The sequence below is a fragment of the Myroides sp. LJL115 genome (assembly GCF_054871665.1).
This window is the reverse complement of sequence record NZ_JBTXLS010000006.1, coordinates 11,530-32,246: the sequence shown is the minus strand read 5'-3', so window position 1 is coordinate 32,246 and position 20,717 is coordinate 11,530. Positions and strand designations below refer to the sequence as shown.

Here is a 20,717-nt window from a genome sequence, read left to right as displayed (position 1 = left end):
TTAAATTAACTAAGACGTACCTTGGAAACACAAGCTCCAGATGGAATCATAGGGAAAACATTTTCTTGCTTTGCCACTTTTACTTCCAGTAAATAACTCTCTTTACTCTCTAGTAGTTGATCTAATGCGCTACTCATTGAATCTGGGTTCTCTACCTTACCTCCCTTTATATTATAACTCTTTGCTAGAGTAACAAAACAAGGGCTTTCAATATTGGTATGGCTATATCTATTGTCGAAAAACATTTGTTGCCATTGCCTTACCATTCCCAAGAAAGAGTTGTTCAAAATAATGATCTTTACAGGTATTTTATTTTGCATAATGGTACCTAATTCTTGTAAGGTCATTTGAAAACCTCCATCTCCAATAACAGCAATCACTGGACGATTAGGTGCTGCAACTTTAGCCCCTATAGCTGCTGGTAAACCAAAGCCCATGGTGCCTAATCCTCCACTTGTAATATTACTTTTACTTTGATTGAAATGATAATGGCGAGCTGTAATCATTTGATGTTGTCCTACATCGGTTACAATAATTGCCTGTCCTTTAGTGACATGAGAGATATAATCTACCACTTGATTCATTTTTATTTCACTGTTTAAAAAGGAGTCGCTATTGTTTTGCAAAGATTTTTCTTCATAAGTCTTTTCTGTATGAAATTCCTCTAACCATGCGCTGTGATCCTTAGGCTCTAAAAGATCAACCAATCGTTTTAATGCCTGTTTTGCATCCCCTACTATAGCAACATCGGCCTTTACATTTTTACTAATTTCCGCCTTATCTATATCTAGGTGAATTACTTTGGCTTGTTTGGCATAGGTCTGCAAATTACCCGTTACCCTATCATCGAAACGCATCCCAATAGCAAAAAGCACATCACACTGATTGGTTTTAATATTAGGGGCATAATTTCCATGCATTCCCAATAATCCTACATAAAAGGGATCATCACAAGGCAAGGCTCCTAGGCCCAACAAAGTACAAGCAACAGGAATAGTTGTTTTTTGAACCATTTGCAGTAACTCATTCTCAGCTTTAGAAAGTATTACCCCTTGTCCTACCAAAATAAAAGGACGCTTAGCGTTATTCAAAAGTATTGCTGCTTGTTTTAAAGCATCCTCTGATACAGGTGGATAAGGAATATAACTTGGAATATCTAAGCACTTCTTATAATTAAAGTCCATGTATTCAAATTGAGCATCCTTAGTTATATCAATCAGCACAGGTCCTGGTCTACCTGAGCTAGCGATATAAAAAGCTTTAGCCAAAATGGTAGGTATTTCACTAGCCTTTGTAATTTGATAACTCCATTTTGTAACTGGCAGAGACACTCCCACTATATCGGTCTCTTGAAAAGCATCTGTTCCTAATAAAGAGGAACTTACCTGCCCGGTGATGCACACTAGTGGCGTTGAGTCTATAAATGCATCGGCTAATCCTGTGACTAAATTCGTTGCCCCGGGGCCTGAGGTAGCAAACACTACCCCTGTTTTTTGACTAACTCTCGCATAGCCTTGACCTGCGTGAATCGCTCCTTGCTCATGGCGAACTAAAATGTGCTCCAATTCTTTATCATAATCATAAAGGGCATCGTATATGGGCATAATCGCCCCACCGGGATAGCCAAAAATAGTTTTTACTCCTTCTTGCACTAAGGTTTTCACAACAGCCTGAGCTCCAGTGATTCTTGTTGATTCCATAAATAATGTTATTGGTTATAATAATCTGTTATACATCCTTTTGAGGCATCGGTCACACTTTGTACATATTTATACAATACCCCTTTTTTGTGTTTTAGCTCTGGCCTTTGCCATTGCAATCTTCTTTGCTCTAATGCCTCTGGGCTTAGATGAACATTGATGGTATTGTTAATCGCATTAATACTAATGATATCATTGTTTTGTATTAGTGCAATAACTCCTCCATCATAGGCCTCTGGAGTAATATGCCCTACTACAAAGCCGTGGCTACCTCCGGAGAATCTTCCATCGGTAATTAAAGCCACATCACCCCCTAAGCCAGCTCCCATAATTGCCGAAGTTGGCTTAAGCATCTCTGGCATGCCTGGTCCCCCTTTTGGCCCACAATAACGTATAACTATTACATCCCCTTTTTGTATTTGTCCCCTTTGAACACTTTTTATCACCTGATATTCGTCGTCGAAAACTCTTGCTGGTCCTTGGAAAAAATCCCCTTCTTTTCCACTTATCTTAGCAACGCTTCCCTTGGGAGCTAAATTCCCAAATAGCATTTGTAAATGCCCTGTACCCTTTAAAGGTCCCTCTAATGGTAAAATCACCTTTTGCCCCTGAGCTAAACTTGGTAAATCCTTTAGGTTCTCCTTAAGTGTTTTTCCTGTAACGGTTAAACAATCCCCGTTTAATAATCCTTTGTCTAATAGATATTTCATCACAGCCGGTACCCCTCCTACCTTATGTAAATCCTCCATTAAATATTTTCCCGAAGGTTTTAGATCCGCTAAAACTGGTATAGTGTCACTAATTTTTTGAAAATCCTCTAGTGTAAGGGTAATATCTACCGAATAGGCCATCGCAATTAAATGAAGTACCGCATTGGTAGACCCACCTAAAACACTTACAAGCACCATAGCATTTTCAAAAGCTTCCCTAGTCATAATATCTCTAGGTTTTATATCCTTCTCAAGTAAGTTTAACATGGCAGCTCCCACATCCATACACTCCTTTTGTTTTTGCTGACTTAAAGCTGGATTACTCGAGCTATAAGGCAAACTCATTCCAAGAGCTTCAATGGCTGAGGCCATGGTATTCGCTGTGTACATTCCCCCACAAGCCCCTGCACCAGGGCAGGCATTTTTGATAACCCCTTGATAATCCTCTTTACTGATACAGTGGTTGATTTTCTTACCCAAAGCCTCAAAAGCAGATACAATATTTAAATCCTCCCCTTTGTATCTTCCTGGGTGAATTGTCCCACCGTAAAGCATGATACTAGGCCTGTTTAATCTACCCATGGCTATTATAGAACCTGGCATATTTTTATCACATCCTGGTACTGCTATAAGACCGTCATACCACTGAGCTCCAACTACAGTTTCTATAGAATCTGCTATCACATCCCTAGATACTAACGAGTATTTCATCCCGTCTGTACCGTTAGAAATACCATCACTAACCCCAATAGTATTAAAAATCAGTCCTACCAAATTTTGATCATTCACCCCTTGCTTGACTTGTTTTGCTAGATCGTTTAGATGCATATTACAAGTGTTACCTTCATAGCCCATACTAACGATTCCAACTTGCGCCTTGTCTAGGTCTTGCTCGCTTAATCCAATGCCGTAAAACATGGCTTGAGCTGCTGGTTGAGTGGAATCTTGGGTTACGGTCTTGCTGTATTTATTTAAATTTTTCATTTTAATTCGTACTAAAAAAGGTTTATCAAATGGGATTTTATTCTACTATCCCGAGCTACTAATTTTTGATTTTTATTTTGGGTGTAATGCTAGGATTCAAAACATAGTCACTACCAATTTAACTTAAAAAGAAAAGCCTTTCTTCTAATTTTAAGAGAAAGGCTTTAATTAAAACATAAAACTTTCTTTCTCTTTATGGCCCGTGTAGGCTCTTAAAAACACAAACACTAATATATATAACTAAGATTTTCATACTTTTTTTAATTTTTGGATAACAAAAAAGCCTTTCTCGTGTGACGGAGAAAGGCTTTGTTTTATATATAACAATAGAATACCAATCTCCTTATGGGCAGCAAATAATAATTAAAAGGACAATAAGAAGAATAATATTTTTCATAATAATAGTAATTGTAATGTTATTGAATAATGTGTAAAAAAAAAGCTCTCCAAAAAAACTGGAGAGCTACAAATATTTTATATGGTTTAAAAATAGTTACGACCTCCCGTTGCGTTAAGTGATAATCACTAGCACAATAATAATTACAGGAAGAAGGATAACTAAATTTTTCATTTTTTGACTTTTTATTTTTTGACTTTTTATTTCGTTTTGTCTTTCACAAATATAGAAATAGATTTTAATAAACCATGGTTATTTTTTAAAAAACATGCATTTTTATTAAAAAAGTATTTTTCACCAAGATTAAAATTGTTAAATAAATTAACTAAAATGAAGGAAATAGAGCTAAAACAACATTACGCAATACTATGTAAATAAACAAGTTACAACGTACAACCAAAAACCAAGCCAATTCTCTATTAAAACCGGATTAGAATGAGGAAAAAAAAGTAAAATATTTTTATATTTTTTTTACATTTTATTCAAAAATAGGTTTTTATTAAATAAACAACCTTTTTTAGCACTGACTAATTAGCATTTTTAGTCTACTTTCAAGACTATTGGATCTGAAAAAAACTAAAAAACAAGCTTTGAGCATATTTCATAGGCAGAGTTATTACCTATTTTCTAATACTCTTACCTCTTTTTAGGATGATTTAAACTACAAATAACTAAGCCTTATGCCTCTCTATAGATATAGAACTACTAGATCTATACCGAATATCCTTTTTTACTTGGTTTTTATTCATTAAGGATCTCAATAGGATCGTACTTACTGTTATATTCTACTGTATTGTATTAGATATAATGGATACCTATCTACAATTCTACATAACTAAGTAGTAAAGGTTAATAGAGTTACCCTAAAAAGAACTAATATTAATTATATTTACGTATCTTTACTACCATCATAGTATTAGTTATATAGTAAAAACAAACTTAAATACCACTATAATGTTACTTATCTCCCAATCTAAAGCACAAAGAAAAATCGTTGAAAATATACGAGAGAGACGATTACAAATGGAACTTACACAAGAAGGACTGTCGCAAAGATCAGGCGTTCCCTTATCTACTTTAAGAAAGTTTGAACAAAAAGGGGTAATTTCGTTAGAATCATTTATAAAAATACTTATGGTAGTGGGCGGATTAGAAGATATCATTTATGCTTTAAAACCAAAGCAACAACATTTCAAATCAATTGATCAAGTAATCAAAGCAGAAGAGAAACAAACTAGAAAACGTGGAAAAAGAAAATGAAATCAGGAATAAAAAAAATATAGGTAGCTTTATTTGACTAGAGTTTAATATAATGCCCTTTACTTATACACAATAGAATAATCTATTTTAAATAGAAACCATTTTCTCTAGAAAGAAATTTAGAGATATCACCATAAAAACTCCCATTACTACCAGCTATAATAGAGCTTATCCAAAAGACAATTACCAAATCATTTCCTGATGCTAAGACAATAGATGAGATACACATTACAACCTTGCGTAATTCTTCTTACAAGATACTATGACTTCTTCTATATAATAAGAGCAAACTTGCATGTTTATATTTGATTATTAATAGAAATATAGTTTTCCTACACCCTGCATAATAACCATTATCAAACAAGGCTAAACTACAGTTAGGACACTGCACCAAAAAAAAAGCCGATTCCCATAAAATGGAAACCGGCTTCTTAATCAATAAGCTTTATTTATTTAAATATATTAGATATCTAATATAATAAATTCACTTCTTCTGTTTTGTTGATGTAATTCTATAGAACAAGGTACGTTATTAGCACATTTATTAATTAATTGTGTTTCTCCGTAACCTTTACCTGAAATACGATCTTCTTCAATTCCGTTGTCTATCATCCACTTAATAGTAGATTTAGCACGGCGATCAGATAATTTAAGGTTGTACGCATCACTTCCACGGCTATCTGTGTGTGAACGAACATCTATTTTGATTTGAGGGTACATTTTTAATACCTCTACAACTTTAGCAAGTTCTACTGCAGCATCAGGGCGAATATTACTCTTATCAAAATCAAAGTAAATTGGATCTAAATCTAATTTCTTAAATAAGTCATCCTCTTTTTCAATCACTTCAACAATTGGTTCTAATCCTACGTTTAACTCATGAATATCGTTAAACACTTTTCCTAAAACAACTGCTTGCTCTGATACATGGTAGTCGGATGCTTCCACTTTTAAGCGGAATTTTTGATCACAGTCTAAAGCCATTGTCGTATAATTACCATCTTGATCACTTGTTAATGTTTCTAATACATTGTAAGTATTATCATACAGGGTAATTTGAGCATTAGGTATTCTTGCGTTTGTATTTTTATCGTAAACATATCCTTTGATCACTTGCTTACAATCTACCACTTGGAAGAAATAAATATCATCTCCTCCTAAGCCCTCTTCTCTATTAGAAGAAATAAAACCTTTGCGGTTTTTAGGATCGATATAGAAAGCGAAATCATCCGATGCACTGTTAAGTGGCGCTCCTACGTTTACAACATTACCAAAACTACCATCAAAGTTAATCTTGGCCATAAATACATCTAAACCTCCCAATCCTGGGCGTCCATCGGTAGAGAAATATAAAAATCCATCCTCTGAAATGAATGGAAAGGTTTCTCTTCCCTCTGTATTTATTCTAGTTCCTAAGTTTTCTGGCTCGGAATACGTCCCATCAAAATTAATAGCTACTCTAAATAAATCTGAACTACCGAAAGTTCCATCTCTATCTGAGGCAAAATACAACCAGTTTTCATCTGGTGAAAGTGCCGGGTGAGCTGTATTAAAACTATCTGAGTTAAAAGGAAGCTCTTCTACATTAACCCAAGAACCATTTTCGTGGTTTTTGGTAGCTTTATATAGCTTTAATAAAATAGAATAATCTTCATTGTGTCTCTTCTTTCCATTAACCACGTTATTACGGGTAAAGTACATTGTATTTCCATCTTTAGTAAAAGTGGCAGAAGCCTCATTTACCTTATCGATATACTCTACATCTAAGATTACTGGATCTGAAAAAGTTCCGTCACTTTGAATAGTAGTACTATATAAACTAGTATAGGCCTCATTGGTCCATTTATGCAATTTTCCATTTCGAGTTTGATCAGTAGCTCTTGCAGAAGCAAAAACTAAATCATTACCTGTAATACTAGCACCGTAATCCGAATACTCCGTGTTGATAGACAAAGGTTGTAACTCATAGCGTTGAACACGAGAGGTAATATCCTTTAAATAAGTAGTCTTATTATCTTGGAATAAACGAGCCCTATGATCTCTTTTCTCTATCTCAGAGAACTTATCCATATAACTATCTGCTAGAGGGTAATCTTGCATACTTTTTAAAGTTTGCGAATAGCGATAGTAATATTCAGAAGGTAGTTCCTGATTAGTTTGGTTTGCAAAATCAAACAACTCTGCATACCATTTATTAGCATCTACGTATTTTCCATTAAAATAATAAGCATCGGCTAACTTGGTAAGAGTGTTTACACTCTTGAAACCTTTTTCTGCAATTTTCTCATAGATTTCGATAGCATTCACATACTCATAAAGTTCGAATCTGCTATCTCCTTGTTTTTCCTTACCATTTTGTGCAAAACCCACACTAGAAAGCAAAAACAGAGAAGTTACTGCAAAAATATTTTTTACTATTTTCCTCATTATTTTTCCTTTATTTATTAGAAGAACCTAGGTGTATTAGTTCTCTTCTGGTGGTTAAATAATTCAAAACGTAACAAGAATTCATGAGATCCAGAATTATAATGTTTCAGTTTTGCTGTCTCTGCATCATAAGAGTATCCTATGAATAAACTTTCGTTGATTTGAAATCCAGCCAACCCACTTACTGAACCACTTACACGGTAAGCAGCACCAAGGGTGAATTTGTCCATAAATAAAGCATTTGCTGTTAAATCTAGCTGTACAGGTGACCCTTGAACAGCCTTAGCTAAAAATGCAGGCTTTAATTTAAACTGATCATTGATTTCAAATACATACCCTCCCATTAAGTAAAAGTGCGCTTTTTGCTCCACAGTCAAATAATCATTATCATCATATCTATCTGTTGATAAAATATGAGGAACAGATAACCCTAAATAAGACTTATCGTCATATAGGTATAAACCTGCTCCAATATTTGGAGTAAACTTACTTTTAATATCAGGGTATAAAGAAGGTTGATTGTAAATATATAAATCACTGTACTTTACATCCAATAAGTTACCAGAAGCTTTAATACCAAAAGATAGTTTATAGCGGTAACTGATATCAATTGCATAAGAAAGGTCTACTGCGAAAGTATTATCGCTCATTACTCCAATCTTTTCATTACGAAAAGATGCACCTAAACCTAATCCAGATCTTCCAATTGGTGTATTCATAGCAACAGATGCTGTTTTAGGAGCACCATCTAATCCTACCCATTGTGTCCTATAGTGTCCAAAGAAACTTAAACTCTGTCTAGTTCCAGCGTAAGCAGGGTTAATACTAGTAGGGTTATACATATACTGGGTATACTGAGGGTCTTGTTGTGCTAAGGCATTACATCCACTTATTGCAAACAAGCAGATTGCCATATTCTTTATTAATCTTGTAAAATTCATTCTCTGCTGTTTCTAATTGTTGTCTAATTGTAAATAACCTGCTTTTTTGATATTCTTACTACCTGACTCTGATGTATATTCATAGTTGATTACGTAGTAGTAAGTCCCTGAAGGAAGTTTTGAACCTTTGTCTAAAGTAACTTTTCCATCAGAATAACCTCTAAACACATTACCATTGGAGTTATAATTAGTAGTTTGATATACTTTAGCTCCCCATCTATTGAAAATCTCAACGCTATTATTTGGATAACGCTCTAAATTCTCAATTCTAAAATAGTCGTTATGCGTACCATCATTAGTGGAAACTAAGTTGTAAATAACTACTCCTCCATCTAAGATATGATCTGAATCAACAAGTCCTAAGGTAAAGTAACCATAACCTCTAACCTCGGTTGGAGTAGTTACTGTCTTATTATCAAGATCAACAATACCACCTTCATTTATCCACATCTTTACATCTGGATTCCAACGCAAAACAGCCAACTTCATTTCATTTTCTTTTGTTCCAATGAATTGTGTTGGTGTAGTACGCTCGTCCCATGTTAAGCTAAGGATAATATCTGCTTTGTTTTTTTCTGAATTTTCAATTAACCAATACTCTTTAGTATCTACCTCTAATACAACTCCTTCTTTTTCACTTCTTGAAGCAAAAATCTCTGGAGCATCTAAAAATCCGTAATGTCCACCAAAAGCATCTTTAGTATCTCCTTTAGTTTCATTAGCAATCATAGCAGGACGGTGAATACTCACATCTCCTGTTCTAGTTGCTTGAGGCAGTTCACCTCCAAAAGGATAAGTAAAAGAATTTGTACCTAATTTATCTACTCTACCTAAAACGTGTCCACCATCGTGAACGTGCTTAATAGAAGAACCATGTAAGAAAGTAAGACTTCCATTTGCTTCTTCTACGCGAACAATACCATCGGCGAATTGTGTTTCACCATGAATATCAATATCCGAGAGAATTTTGAATGCTTCTTTATCTGTAGTATTATTAAATTCTACATGATTTAAAGTAATAGCATTCCCTTTAATATTCTGCAAGGTACTTCCTTTAAAATATGTAGTTCCTTGAGGTGTATCTCCTTTATAATCGAAAAAGTCACCATTGTTCTCTACATCTTTAAAAACATGGAATTCACCATTGTTTCTAAAGTCAGCACCTGGCTGATTCACAAAACTATATTTTGTAGAAAGCACACCATTTGGGCTAACGTAAAGTTGTCCTTTATTGCTTGTTACCTCATTAGGTTTTTGCACAGATTGAGCTACTGCTCCATAACTGCAGATACCTGCTAAAAGTAAAAGCGTTTTATAATTTATCATATCAAATCACTTTTAAAGGTTATGGTTTAACCACAAACACAATATTCATGATTGTTGCGTCTGTAGCAGCTGCTTTCACATTATAAGTCATTACACCTTCTTCTGTAATAGAAAGTACTTCAAAAACCTCTGTATCAAAATCAGTTACATAGTAATAAAGATCTGTTGCATTTTCAAAGTAAGGAATAATATTAGGAGCACCTTCGCTAAAGAAATAGTTCTTAGGCTGTCCTACTACTTGCATTTTATTCGCTAAATCAAATTGTTTTTTGTACTCTGCAAATAAATCAATAACAACATTTTGTTTATCCTCTGAAGTATCAAAAACAATACTTGGCATATAGAAAAACTTCACAGATTTATTATCTGTAGTTACCATCTGAGACCATTTTTCACCATCGTTGTAGTAGAACCCAGGTACAACATCACCATTCGTTGCAGTATTATATACTGTCATACCTTCCACGTGAGCTGCTAAAGGAGCTGCATCAGTAGACGAAGTTAAAGCTACACGGGGAAGTAAAAGTCCTTTATTAGCTTCTGAATCTAATTCTAAGATTGCATTTGGATTAATTTCAGGATTAGTACCTCCGATTTTGCTTTGAGCAAATCCTGCGCTAGTGATTAAAGCTAATGCTAATGTTAAATATAATTTTTTCATTGTTGAGTTTGTTTTATAAAAGTGCGAGCCTAAGCTTGAGTAAAAAGGCTCGCACTAGTGAGTGTTTTATATTATTGCTTGTCTTTGTATTATGGTTGTACTGGAGCTGGATTAGAAGGCCCAATGATACTAGCAGGAATATTCGAACTAGTAAATTCAATGATTACATCATAATCTCCCGCTGGTAAAGCAGTGTAGTGGTTTCCAGTACCTAAGCTAAAACTAATTTTATTTTCAGCATCAACACTTACTTGAGTAACATTATTAGCTACAATGTTTTTACCTTTTAATAAAGTAACAGATACTACTCCTGTAGCATTTGATCCAGCTGGTAACTCAATTCCACTTGTTACAGCGGATGGAGCATCAGCAACAGCACCACCTACAGTAGTTTTTCCTAAGAATTTGTAAACCCACTCGTCTCCGATTTGATCTCCTGTATTGATAATAGTAGTATTGTTAATTTTATCTCCTAACATATTTTTAATACGTTGGATGTTTCTCTCAATTAAGTTTAAGATAAATGAATCTGAAAGGATAATTTCAACTTTTTCTCCTGTTTCAGTAATAGTATAGAATACATCTGGTGAAGTAGGGTTATTGTCATGGTCTCCGTAATATACGTTACCACCTTTACTTAGAAAATTCGTGATAGTATTCTTAACTTCCTCATTATTCTCAATTAGACTAATAATATCACTAGTCATGTCGATATACTCACTTGTCCCTGCTTCGTTTGTGTACTGGTAGTAAATCTCCCCTACTTTAACATTTAAAGAATCTGGAGCAGCTACAGGAGTAAATTCTGGTAAAGCACCCTCTTTTGTAACGATAGAACGCAGTAGGTTTGTTTCAGTTTCAAATCCAGCAACTATATCTTCAATATTGATCTCATTTGTAATGTAGTTTTTAGAAGTAGCATCATAAGTTACATAGTAAAACTTCTCAGTATTTTGATCATAAACAATAGTTGTATGTGATTCCTTATCATCGTCACCTGTACCATCATTACCAGGGTTAGAAGGTAGAATGAAGTTAATTACAGCTTGAATATCTTTAATATCTTTTGTGATATTAGTAATATCTCCACCGATATTTTCAATAGCTATATCTAATTCAGCTCTACTTACAATACGATTCCATTGCTTATTTTCCCAGTAGTAAAAACCTTTTAGTAAGTCTTTTCCCTCCGTAGTAGTTTCAGTTTTATTATAAACTAATAAACTCTGTTGCTCACCACCTACAATAGGAGCATAATCTGTTAAAGAAGTTAATACTACTCTAGGAATCAAGACCCCTTTAGTTTCACTTACTATATCTAATTCCGCTGACAAAGCAGGATCGGGTGTACCGATTCCTACTTGAGCGTTAGCGAAATATACTGTTCCCAAAAGGGCTGCGATTATTGTTAATTTTTTCATTTGAGTTCTTATTTTGAGTTATTGTTGTTGTTTTATTTTATTCTTTGAGTTACGTTTAAGTTTGTTTTTACGTTGGAACGTTTAGCGATTTCTACTTCGATAATATCTCCGTAAGTATAACAAGCTCTTATTCCTTCATATTTTATTTTATCGTCATCAAAACGAGGGTCTTCAATGTTTGCAGCTAATACTGCGCGGATATTTACTTTTTTACCACTGAAATCTACTCCGTTAATTCTACCATTACGAGGAATATCCATAGTAAGTTTTCCAGTTGTAGCATCTACACTAGCAAAAGGAATAGCGATCCAAGTCTCTACACCAGTATCATCCACGTTTTTCATTTCCCAAGCTACAGTTGTAGCGCTTGAAACTTCAGGCATAACATCTAAAGTAGTTTTCTTATCTCCGCGGTGTACCTTAATTGCTAATTCACCTTCAGAGTTCGCTTCCAATTTTTCACCATTTAATAAATAGTGATCAAATACTGGAGTTTCATTCACTTGAACATTTAAAGGCACTCTAGGACCAGCTTCACAACCATTACGATAAGTCTGCACCCATAAAGTATGCTTTCCTTCAGGTAAATCTCCTAAATCAAATACTAAACCAGTATTTCCTCCAACGTCTTCTAAAGAATCTCCTCCTTCTTGCTCTGTAAACACTTCAAAATGTGTACATCCATCTAAAGGAGTTAATTCCAATAGTCCTCCGTGGCAAAGATGTAATACATCCTCTGTTCCTTCGTTTCCTTCCATGAAAGTAGGTACTAAGCTTACATCATATACTTTAGTAAAATCACCTAATACCCCAACAACGTTACCATAAGCGATTTGTACTCTATCAAATGGCTCGTAAGTTTCTCCTTCCCCTGTAGCTGATACAATTACTTTAACTCTATCCTTATATCCACCTAGAAGACCTAATAACTTTAATCCTAAAATGTCTCCTCCTACAGAAAGAGCAGGACCAACTTTTTTATCACCTAAATATCTTTGAATAGTGTATCCTTTTATTAATTCCAAACTTAGAACTGGATTTAATGGAGTTTCCAAAATAATTTGTAACTCATCATTAGGTAAAGCAACTTGCTTGAATACTACTGTCAAACTAGCAGCGTTTAGTACTGCTACTCCACGTGATATCATAGCGTAAGAATTCAAATCCGTATCCACAGCATTCCATGGATTACTTACTGAAGCTGTTGCACTTGCAACTCCTAATCCTAAGTCTTTTACTCCATGTAGAACATCTTGAATGTTACTTCTAGCCCCTGGAGTTACTGCCTCACAAGAAACAGGTCCTTGCTCTGTAACATAAACTCCATACACTTTTGCGTTTTGAGCCACACCAACTAAAGAACCTTGAGAAATACGTATACCCTTATAAGCTTTCGGTCCACTCAGTGTTCCAGGAACAAACGTAAATTCTACAACGTTATCTGCAGCTAGTAAATCTAGTAACCCACCTTGAACAGGTTTAATTACACCAATGTCTAATCCATTTTCCCCAATACCTACTACTGAAAGACCTCCTGCTAATACTAGTCCGCTATACTCTTTTCCAAGTTTGATTGTAACTGGAGTACCAGCTGGAATTAACTCATCAAACTCAATATTTTGCCAAGTTGTTCCAATACCCAATAATCCTACACCTGTAGTAATTGTCGAATATTTTGTAGGATCAGGATCAATAGCATTTTCTTTGTTACTTACTCCTCCTGTTATTATACTACCCGACGATGTTTTGTGAGTAGCGTATTTTCTTACAGTTGCTTCTGAACAAGCATCAGAATCATAAACGATTACAATTACTTCTTCTAAAGCCGCACATCCATTTAATGTAGCTTTAGCATTTGCATAGAAAGTATAAGTACCATGACTATCAAATTTCACCTTACGATTTCCATCACCATCAGCATCTACCACGGTATATTGGCCATCTTTATCTAATGTATACCAAACAATAGCAGTACCGTTACTTGCCGTAGCTTTAGGTAAAGATATTTCAGTGTTAACATTAGTTATGATTTTTCTAATTTCTCTTCCATCTCCACCAACTTCAAAACTAATAGTTGGACGATCTTGTAGAGTAACCTCAATAGCATTTGATTCTTCACCAACACACTCCTCAGGCGCTTCTGCTCTAACGGTATATATACCAGCTAAAGTAGTCTCTACTTCATGACTTGTCGAGAAAGGCTCATTACCAGTGATATTCCCATCTTTATCAAAAATCGGATCGTTGAATATTTCAACTTTCTCTCCGTTAAGGTACCAATGGTAGATTGTACCTACTGGTCCTTGTGTTGCAGTTAAAGTAGCGATATCGCCAACACAAATAATAGCATCTTCGGGCTTAACACTTAACTCCGGTGCCTTGGTTCCACCTAAAACTTCTACAACAACTTCTTTAGCATCTCCTGAGAAACAAAATCCTACAGCCTCAAAAGTCACATAGTAAGTAGTTTCCTTTAAAGGATATAATTCAAAAGTATCTCCTGTATGAACTAAATTAGTTCTGTCTTCATCACTATACCATCTGAAAACAGGATTTACATAAGAACTCTCAGCACTAGCTGTTAGAGTTTGCATTAAGCCTGCACAAACAACATCAGTTCCTGTTACAGTAAAATTGTCTTTTGTAATAGGCGTACATTCTGTAGTAAATTCAAATTCAGCAGTCTCAACTACCTTAGTTCCATCAATTGGCGAATTATAATTAATGGTCGCTGTATTTTTTAGCTTTCCATTAGTATTAGAAGGAACTTCTACTACTTTTACTACTACTTGGACTTCTGTAGTTTCACCTGGTTGTAAAACAGGAATAAGAAAAATAATATTCTTTCCTTGAATCTCGGCATTACCTGTATTAACGAACTCGATAGTTACGTCATTTTCATTTGCAAATGAATCTACAATTGTAAAATTACGAATAGCCTTATTACTATTGTTTGTAACAGAAATAGTATACGCTAATTCATCATTTAATGAAGCTACATTGCTATTTTTAGTATTATTAACTCCAACTTTAGTAATTTTAATACTATCTGTTGGATCAACATCAATAATTGTACCTGGTTCTTTAGACGTATCAGGAGCACTTGGGTCTTCTGTATTGTCTAAAGGAGGGTAACTAGTATTTCCATTTGTATTAGTATCTGTACTTACAACAGCGATATTTTTAATTAAATCTACACCTTCTAAATCAGTATTTACTTTAACAGTAAAAGTAAAGCTTTGGGTTTCTCCTATAGCTAATACATCTTCATTACTGAAAGACAACGTTTTACTTGTACTATCGAAAGAACCGCCATTTGAAGCATTTTCAAAAGTAACACCTTGTGGTAATATATCTTTCACAGAGAAAGTAGCGATATCAGCACTTCCTTCATTTTTCACATGGATAGTATAAGTTACAGTTTCTCCACCTTTTACTGAAGTAATAGAAGAATCACCATTTACTTTATAAGTTTTCCAAGAAGTAAAACGCTCAGATAACATTTGACAAGTACGAGAAACATTGTAAATTCTCAATGAAGCCCCCACGTTCACACCAACTAAACTTGTTAGTGAAATAGAAATTCTATCGTATTCACCATTAGGAGTAAAAGGCAATACGACTTTTTTTCCATTTTCGATGAGATCTAAAACATTTACACCATTTACGATTCCACCTGTAAAGTCAACTCTTTCAACTTCAGTATCACCTTTATAAGCGATTATGTCAATTTTCCCTAAAAGATCAATGTTTGCTGTTCCACCAAAAGTAGAAAAATCGATATTTACCACTTCTCCAGCTTTTGAAGGAGTATTAAAGTAGAACCATTGTACCACTTTACTGTCAAGTCCTAAAGTACCAACACTAAGTTCAGAGTAATGCGTAGAGTTATCATCTATAGCACGCTCTGGGTATTTTACTCCATAATTAGTTATTCCTTCAACTCCTAAAGAAAGTCCAGAATATTCATATGAAGTAGCAAATACGTCTTGACAAGTATTTCCACTAGCCTCGTAACACATTGAATAAATATTCATACTGTTTAATGGCGTAGTAACACCTACAATTGATTTTGTTTTATCTGTAATACGTACAGATTTATAATCTTTATTAGGAGTAATTGCTAAATAAGTTCGTCCTTCTCTATCAATCATCACGCGGATGATACCATCCAGTGTCTGACTATTAGTCTCACTACTGTCACCAGAAAGAATTACAACCCCATTTTCGTCTTTGACTTCTACAGTAAAATAGTGATTACCTAAAAGTATAGTATTTACTAAATCACTAACTAATCCACCTAGGCTACCTGAAAGTAAATCACCAAGTAGTTCCTCGTCAATATCAAAACGAACATAAGAAGTAGTTCCACCTTTCACAATATGGTCGTAACCTAATTCTATAACTCCTTCCTTCTCTCCTATTCCTAATAAGAATCCAGCTCCACTTTGAATAGTAGCAAAAGAATCAAAATTATCATCAAATACATTCTCAACGTCATTAGCGTTCAGAACATCTATTAATTCAGTTGCACAAACTGGATCTTCAAAAGGATGAGGAACAATAACCTCTGGGCAATTTACTCCCACACGTTTAACCTCATATATTTTTAAATCAGCACTAGTAGATACATTTAATAAACCGCTAGCAACAATCTCAACTCTATCATAAATTCCAGTTGTATCAAAAGTAAAGGTTTGAATACCTCCAGATTGGAATAAAGCTAAAAGATCTAATTCATGAATAAGTCCTTGCTCTAATGTAAACTCTTGAACTTTTGTACTTCCTAAATAGGTAACAACTTTATATGAACCTAATAAAGTAGCATTTAGTAAACCAGGAGTGCCTGATTGTAATCTTACCTTTAACTCATCTCCAACTAAAGAAGGCTGATTAAAATAAAAAGCTTGGTACACGCTTGCTCCAACACCTAAAGTTCCGGCAGTAAGCTGAGAATAACTAGAAGAGTTGCTATCTATAGCATAATAAGCATTAGTAACTCCAGCTCCTTTTAATATACCAGTACCCGCACCTAGTCCTAAAGTTAGACCTCTTTGGTCCCATGATGTAAACTGAGCAGGGAAACAAGAATCTAATCCAGCTTCATAACACATATCATAAACATCTAACACTTTTACTCCTCCTGTTCCTAACAGAGCTGAGCTTTGTGTAGAAATTTTAACGCTATTATAACTAGCACCTGGACTTACAGCTAAATAATAGCGTCCTTTAGTATCTTGAACTAAAGTAACTTTTCCTCCAGCATTTCCAGTAAATGCGTCAGAGCTTTTCGCTTCTAAAACTTTAGCATCATCATTATATGCTTCTACTGTAATTATGTGGTTCCCTAATAAAAACTCACCAACTCCAGCTACCAATTTACCTAACGTTCCTGATAATAAAGCATCTAAAACATCTTTTTCTGCATTAATACGGATATAAGAAGTTTTATTAGCTGGTAAAGTTTTACCAGTTGACATTTGAATCATTGAAGTAGTTGCACCTAAATTAAGGATAGAACCATTTGAAGATACTAATGAGGCATAACTTTCATTATTACCATCTACTGCGTTGAATGGAAAATCAACATTTTTAAAATCTATTAGCCCACCTGAACATATAGCCTCTTCAAAAGGTTTTTCAGTTGGAGTTGGGATAATAATAGCTGGATCTGGACAAGCAGAACCAAAACGCTCTACTTCATATATTTTCACTCCATTTCCTAAAAGATTCAAATTAACTCCTTGATTGACACGAAGTTCAACTCTATCGAAAGAACGACCTGGTCCAAAACGAAGTGTTCCTTTTTCACCTTTGGAAATTAGATTTAATACATTTAAATTACCAACTAGCCCACTAGTTAATGGCATTCTATAAACTTCTTGTAAGCCATTGTACGCAATAACTTCAATACCTCCTAAAAGATTAAGATCTACTGCTCCAGTTGCCATTTGCATTGTAATGCTAAAAGTAGCACTATCCTCTGAAGGAGTTGCGAAATCAAAGCTTTGTGAAACGCTTCCTAATGCTGTTAAGTTTAGTAAACCACCTTGCTGAAGTAAAGAATAAGTTTCTATATCTCCATCGATTGCATTTTCGAATTTATTAGTTCTTAAACCTCCTAATAAGTCAACTTTTATACCTCTAGAATTAAAAGAAGTAGACACTGGACTTCCACATAAAGTTTCTGTGGTATTGATCTCACGACACATATCATATACGTTCATTGTGAAAACACCATCATTCAATGTAACAAGTCCTGGATTAACGAAACTTGTAATCTTCACACTATTATATGTCGTTGTAGGAACTACTTTTAAATAATAATAACCTCTTTTATCTTGAACAATAGAAACACTTCCTTGCCCATTATTTTCATTACCTGAAAAACTTGTACTACTTCTTCGACTTAGGACACTATTTGCATTACCTGTTTGGAAAACATCTACATCAAAAAAGTAGTTTCCTAATAATATTGTACCTAAATCATTTCCTAGATCACCTAAAATAGCACCTAATAAAGTATTTAAAACCTCTTTACTAGCATCTATTCGAATATAAGTAGGCGTATTAGCGGGAATGTTGTCATTCCCCCAAGACATATGGATCATACCTTCTGAGGAAGGCTGACCTAAAATACCTAATAATTTAGCATTAGCAGCTGTTAAAGTAGCAGCGCTTTCGTTATTACCGTCAACAGCCCAATTAGGAAAATCAGCATTTTTAAATTCAACTAAATCCGTAGAACAGGCAGCATCTATAAAAATAGAATCTGAAGCCTTAGGCTTTTCAAATAGAGGATTCGAGCAATTAGAATTGTCTCCTCCATAACGTTCTACATCATAAATTCTCAGTCCATTACTCAGAAGACTTAGATCAACACCTCCATTTAACTTAACTTCAATACGATCGAAACCTTTTCCTGGAGCAAATGCAATAGTTGCTTTATTATTAGACCTTAATAATCCCAACACATCAATACCACTAATAACACCACTACCCAAAGGTTTTGAGTATACTAATGTATTCCCGTTATATGCATTTACTTGAATACCTCCTAATAAAGAAAGATCTAACAAACTTAAATCTCCAAATCCTAATGTAATATTAAAAGATGCATCATCTTTTGACACGTTAGGATAATAAAAGATTTGAGATAAATTTACCCCTAAGTCTAAACTTAGTAAACCACTACTTTTCAGAGTTGAATAGGTATTCATGTAATCACTACCTGAATCGATAGCATTACCTAATTTCTGATCCTTAACATCTAGCAAACTCAATCCTAGACCTCCTGACCCATCAAAGCTAGTTCCCACCGGTTTACCACACTCCACCTCAGTAGAATTATTATAAGTAAACACCTTAGCTACAGAAACCTCGTATTCATTCAACAACCCAACTAATGAGATTGCTTTATTCACTATTTTTATCTTTTGATATGGTTGACTAGGTTTAATAGCTAAAATATTTTTACCATTACCATCGACAAACAATCTAGACTGGCTCCCGTAAAATCTATCATTACTTGAGGTAGTAAATACCTGGCTATTATTACTATTAAGAGCACTTACCACAATGTTTTGATTTCCTAGTAATACAGTACTTAATAATTTTCCTAAACCATCTCCCAGATTACCACCTAAAATCATATCAAATAAGCCTTGATCTCCTTCTAATTGGATATAACTCCATTGATTTGCAGGTAGTTCTTCATCAAATTTAGCAACTATATGACTGTCATACTGAGATATAACAAGTAACAACCCAGGTGATGAATACAAGGTAGATACTTGATCACTATCTGAGTTTATATTGGTTTCATTTATAACTGCTGGCCCTCCGACTCCTAAAAGTCCTCGCTTAGTATCACTTTTACTTTCATACTTGGCTAAAACTTTTTCTTGCCCGTAAGAATTAACTAAAGGAATAAGCAATACAAAAAGCAGCATCACCCTTTGAAGAAGAGTGAAAATATTCTTTTGTTTCATTGTTGTCTGTTTATATTGTTGTTTGAGTGTTTGTTATATATACTAGCAAAAGACATAAATCGCTAGATATATTTCTCTGTGAAGAACTTATGTATATTTCGTACGCTTTACTATAACTAATTTATGTGAGGTAAATTTAGCTTAGAGCATTTTATCCAATCTCTTACCTATTATTGAGTATAGCTACAAATTAGCTTAACAGGTATTATACATAAAATTAGATAAAACGTAAATACATTAGTCTTTACAGTTTGATACTTAAAAGAACCTTGCTTTTAAAATACCTAAGTGTGTACCATCTTAAGTTCTGGTCATGTGAGTTAGTTTTCTTTTCATATGTTTTTATATTTATTTTAAAAAAAAATTAAACTATTTCTCCCCGAATAGTCAATTGTTAAAAAATACAACAGACACCACTAAATAGATCACTATTTTTTGGCTGGGCAAAGTTACAATTCAGAGTTTCGAAAATTGCTAATCATTTATTAAAGAATTCCCAAATTGTTCACTTTCTTGTATTTTTCTCAAATCTACATGATACAACGCTTTTAATACCTATACCAACGAATAGTTTAACTCTTAAACCTGTTCATAATATTTGATTTAACAATCCCTATACTTAGTAATTAGTTGCGTTAAATATTATTTTAAAATAATTGTAAACCTTTAAAAACAAAGAACTTAAACGCTTTAACAAAGGACTAGTACCCTGTGTTTTTCCATAAAAAAGGAATAAACAAAATAATCGACCACTACTAAAAAAAGTATAAAATCCCATTAAATGGAATAAAATAAAAATTCGCAATACATCCACTTTTTATTATATAAACCCATACGAAAAAACGGTATTTATGGTAAAATGAAACAGAAAAAACAGAGCATTTTTTGAATACATTTTG

The 20,717-nt window shown here is 34.2% G+C and carries 9 protein-coding genes; 1 reads left to right on the top strand and 8 read right to left on the bottom strand.

All coding sequences use genetic code 11. The annotated features are described in order from the left end of the window. Nucleotides 1-5: 5 nt before the first annotated feature. Both ilvB and ilvD read right to left on the bottom strand, forming a co-directional pair. Nucleotides 6-1,700 (bottom strand): biosynthetic-type acetolactate synthase large subunit, encoded by a 1,695-nt coding sequence (gene ilvB / locus ACYSNX_RS02650; protein WP_461753137.1) that lies wholly within the window; start codon nt 1,698-1,700, stop codon nt 6-8. A gap of 8 nt (nt 1,701-1,708) precedes the next feature. Further along, nucleotides 1,709-3,394: a dihydroxy-acid dehydratase gene (gene ilvD / locus ACYSNX_RS02645; protein WP_461753136.1), complete on the bottom strand. Its 1,686-nt coding sequence runs from the start codon at nt 3,392-3,394 to the stop codon at nt 1,709-1,711. 1,351 nt (nt 3,395-4,745) lie between these two features. Here ilvD and ACYSNX_RS02640 point away from each other — a divergent pair. After that, nucleotides 4,746-5,051, top strand: a complete 306-nt coding sequence (locus tag ACYSNX_RS02640) for a helix-turn-helix domain-containing protein (protein ID WP_461753135.1) — start codon at nt 4,746-4,748, stop codon at nt 5,049-5,051. A 462-nt stretch (nt 5,052-5,513) separates the two neighbouring features. Here the strand turns inward: ACYSNX_RS02640 and ACYSNX_RS02635 are convergent, their stop codons facing one another. The 6 genes from ACYSNX_RS02635 to ACYSNX_RS02610 form a co-directional block, all read right to left on the bottom strand. Next, nucleotides 5,514-7,478 carry an OmpA family protein gene (locus ACYSNX_RS02635; RefSeq protein ID WP_461753134.1) on the bottom strand — a complete coding sequence of 655 codons (1,965 nt, stop codon included), beginning with the start codon at nt 7,476-7,478 and terminating at the stop codon, nt 5,514-5,516. A 17-nt stretch (nt 7,479-7,495) separates the two neighbouring features. Next, the gene (locus tag ACYSNX_RS02630; protein ID WP_461753133.1) at nt 7,496-8,419 is read right to left on the bottom strand and encodes a PorP/SprF family type IX secretion system membrane protein; all 924 of its coding nucleotides are present in this window, start codon (nt 8,417-8,419) and stop codon (nt 7,496-7,498) included. A gap of 12 nt (nt 8,420-8,431) precedes the next feature. Beyond that, nucleotides 8,432-9,745 (bottom strand): gliding motility-associated C-terminal domain-containing protein, encoded by a 1,314-nt coding sequence (locus ACYSNX_RS02625; RefSeq protein ID WP_461753132.1) that lies wholly within the window; start codon nt 9,743-9,745, stop codon nt 8,432-8,434. Nucleotides 9,746-9,764: 19 nt separating this feature from the next. After that, nucleotides 9,765-10,406 (bottom strand): hypothetical protein, encoded by a 642-nt coding sequence (locus ACYSNX_RS02620; RefSeq protein ID WP_461753131.1) that lies wholly within the window; start codon nt 10,404-10,406, stop codon nt 9,765-9,767. Between the two features lie 89 nt (nt 10,407-10,495). Then, entirely contained in the window at nt 10,496-11,827 is a 1,332-nt protein-coding gene (locus ACYSNX_RS02615) for a hypothetical protein (RefSeq protein ID WP_461753130.1), read from the bottom strand. A gap of 32 nt (nt 11,828-11,859) precedes the next feature. Beyond that, nucleotides 11,860-19,818, bottom strand: coding sequence for an Ig-like domain-containing protein (locus tag ACYSNX_RS02610; RefSeq protein ID WP_461753129.1), 7,959 nt, complete (start codon nt 19,816-19,818; stop codon nt 11,860-11,862). Between the last annotated feature and the right edge of the window lie 899 nt (nt 19,819-20,717).